This window comes from Cetobacterium sp. (assembly GCF_048470075.1).
Taxonomy (GTDB): Bacteria; Fusobacteriota; Fusobacteriia; order Fusobacteriales; family Fusobacteriaceae; genus Cetobacterium_A.
Genome location: NZ_DBGBQB010000293.1, coordinates 1 through 3,194, shown reverse-complemented (window position 1 = coordinate 3,194; position 3,194 = coordinate 1). Strand labels below are relative to the sequence as shown.

At 29.9% G+C, this 3,194-nt stretch carries 3 protein-coding genes; all 3 read left to right on the top strand.

Going from position 1 to position 3,194, the window contains the following annotated elements; all coding sequences use genetic code 11:
- Positions 1-318 precede the first annotated feature (318 nt).
- The gene (locus tag ACMOUI_RS10310) at positions 319-522 is read left to right on the top strand and encodes a glutaredoxin domain-containing protein (protein ID WP_418965612.1); all 204 of its coding nucleotides are present in this window, start codon (positions 319-321) and stop codon (positions 520-522) included.
- Position 523: 1 nt separating this feature from the next.
- The gene (locus ACMOUI_RS10305) at positions 524-2,770 is read left to right on the top strand and encodes a ribonucleoside-diphosphate reductase subunit alpha (RefSeq protein WP_418965611.1); all 2,247 of its coding nucleotides are present in this window, start codon (positions 524-526) and stop codon (positions 2,768-2,770) included.
- Positions 2,763-3,194 (top strand): ribonucleotide-diphosphate reductase subunit beta (locus ACMOUI_RS10300; protein ID WP_418965613.1); only part of this gene is annotated, 432 nt, incomplete at its 3' end. The genes ACMOUI_RS10305 and ACMOUI_RS10300, both read left to right, overlap by 8 nt.

Here is a 3,194-nt window from a genome sequence, read left to right as displayed (position 1 = left end):
GACTTAGGCTATAATCTACTTGAATTAATCAATGGAATAATTTTTACTTTTAGTTTTGGATTTGGAATTCCAGTGATTTTAAGTGGAGTATTAACAATTATAATTTTAATATCTCCAGGAGTTATAGTATATTTTTTATGGGATTATCTAACAGAACTTTTCAGAAAAAAATAACTTTCAAAAATAAAAATACTAGAAAAAACTACACTAATTTTATATAAAAAAATCATTGAAAAAATTTGTTAATTATGTAATAATACTATATATAGTGAATATAAAAGAAGAGCTACACAATATGTTGTGTTTGGGAGGCGTATAATGATAAAGGTATTTGGAAAAGAGAATTGTAGTAAATGTGAAACTTTAAAGAAAATTTTAGATGATAAAGGTATAGATTATGAGTATACACAGGATTTAAAAACCCTTATGATAGTGGCAAGTAAAGCTAGAATCATGAGTGCTCCAGTGGTTGAAAAAGATGGGAAATATTACTCTATGGAAAGTTTTTTAGAGGTTTTATAAGATGAGACAGGTTATAAATAGAGCTGGAATACGAGAGAATCTGGACATAACTAAAATAAGAGAGAAACTTCTAAGAGCCTGTGAAAATTTAGAAGTTAATATGGTTGAGTTAGAGAGTCATATAGAATCAATATATCAAGAGAATATAACAACAAAAAAGATTCAAGAATCTCTAATAAATCAAGCAGTTACTATGACAAGTTTTGAAGAGAGTGATTGGACCTATGTTGCAGGAAGACTTTTAATGATGGAAACGGAAAGGGAGGTTTTTCATAAAAGAGGATTTTCCTATGGTGAGTTTTATAAGAGTTTAAAAACATTGGTGGATATAGGAGTTTATGACAGTAGATTATTAAATTATACTGAAGATGAAGTTAAAGAGTTGGAAAAATCCATAGATATATCTAGAGATATGATGTATGACTACGCTGGAGCAAATATGTTTGTGAATAGATACCTGTTAAAATATGAAGGTAAAATATATGAGCTTCCTCAAGAGGTATTTATGTGCATAGCTATGCTTTTAGCTATAAATGAAAAAGATAAGGTGGCAGTTGCAAAAAGATTTTATGAAGCTCTATCACTGAAAAAAATATCTTTAGCTACTCCTATTTTGGCTAATTTAAGAGTGCCAAATGGAAATTTATCATCTTGTTTTATTACAGCTATGGATGATAATATTGAATCTATTTTTTACAATGTAGATACGGTTGCAAAAATTAGTAAAAATGGTGGAGGAGTAGGATTAAATATCTCAAGAATTAGAGCAAAAAATTCTATGGTTAATGGTTATTATAATGCTAGTGGAGGAGTAGTTCCTTGGGTAAAAATTATAAATGATACGGCAGTTGCAGTAAATCAACAAGGAAGAAGAGCTGGAGCAGTAACTGTAGCACTAGACTCTTGGCACTTAGATATCGAAACATTTTTAGAACTTCAAACAGAGAATGGAGATCAAAGAGGAAAAGCATATGATATCTATCCTCAAGTTGTACTTTCAGATCTTTTTATGGAGAGAGTTGAAAAGGATTTATTATGGACCTTAGTTGACCCCTATGAGATTCGTAAAAAATATAGTGTTGAGCTATGTGAAACTTATGGCGATAAATTTAGAGAGCTGTATTTAACTATTGAAAAGGATGAACACTTAGAGTTAAAAAAAGTGATAAAGGCTAGAGAGCTATTTAAAGAGATTATGAAAGTTCAAATAGAAACAGGAATGCCATATATTTTCTTTAAGGATAGAGCTAACTTGATGAATCATAATAGCCATGTAGGTATGATAGGAAATGGAAATCTATGTATGGAAAGTTTTTCTAATTTTTCTCCAAGTATTAACTTTAAAGAGGAAGCTATGGGAGAGAATGGAGTTAGAACAACTAAGTTAGGTGAAGTTCATACATGTAATCTGGTTTCTATGAATTTAGCAGAGTTAGAAAAAGAGGAGTTAGAGGAGATTGTAGATATCTCTGTTAGAATTCTTGATAATACAATTGATTTAACAAAAACTCCTATAAAGGAATCGGATAAACATAATTTAGCTTATAGAACTATTGGTGTTGGAACTATGGGGCTTGCAGACTATTTAGCTAAGGAGTTCATGATATATGATGAGTCACTGGAAGAGATAGATGAACTTTTCCAAGAGATAGCTATGTACAGTATAAAATCCTCAGCTCTTCTTGCTAAAGAAAGAGGAAGCTACCCTATGTTTAAAGGCTCGCTTTGGGATCAAGGGATATTCTTTCAAAAAAATAGAGATTGGTATGTTAAAAACTCAAAATTTGGAAAAGAGTGGGAAGAGGTATTTAATTTAGTTAAAACATATGGATTGAGAAATGGAGAGTTGACAGCCATTGCTCCAAATACATCAACATCTTTACTTATGGGATCAACAGCATCTGTAAACCCAACATTTTCAAGATTCTTTATAGAGAAAAATCAAAAGGGTGCAGTTCCGAGGGTTGTTAAATATTTAAAGGATAGAGCCTGGTTCTATCCAGAGTTTAAAAATGTAAATCCTCAAACATATGTAAAAATAATGAGTAGAATAGGTAAATGGATAACTCAGGGAGTTTCTATGGAACTTATCTTTGATTTAAATAAAGATATTAAAGCAAAAGATATATACGACACTTTTATGACAGCGTGGAAAGAAGGGTGTAAATCAGTTTATTATATAAGAACAATTCAAAAAAATACCAATATAATAAATGAAAAAGAGGAGTGTGAAAGCTGTAGTGGATAGAAAAAAACTTTTTAATCCTCTAGGAGATGATTCATTATCAGAGAGAAAAGTGATAAAAGGAGATAGTACAAACATATTTAATCTAAATAATGTTAAGTATCAGTGGGCAAATCATCTGTATAGAACAATGATGGGAAACTTTTGGATTCCAGAAAAAATAGATTTAACTCAAGATAAAAATGATTATAAAAATTTAACTGATGAAGAGAGAGAAGCATATGATGGAATTCTATCTTTTTTAATATTTTTAGATAGTATTCAAACAAATAATATTCCAAATGTTTCAGATTATATAACTGCTCCAGAGATAAATTTAGTTCTTTCAATACAAACTTTTCAGGAGGCTATCCATTCTCAATCATATCAGTATATAATTGAATCTATTTTACCTAAAGAGATTAGAAACTCAATATATGATAAATGG

Bases quoted from the DNA above. Each gene is read 5' to 3' on its own strand.
- ACMOUI_RS10310 (WP_418965612.1), top strand. From the start codon at position 319: ATGATAAAGGTATTTGGAAAAGAGAATTGTAGTAAATGTGAAACTTTA.
- ACMOUI_RS10305 (WP_418965611.1), top strand. From the start codon at position 524: ATGAGACAGGTTATAAATAGAGCTGGAATACGAGAGAATCTGGACATA.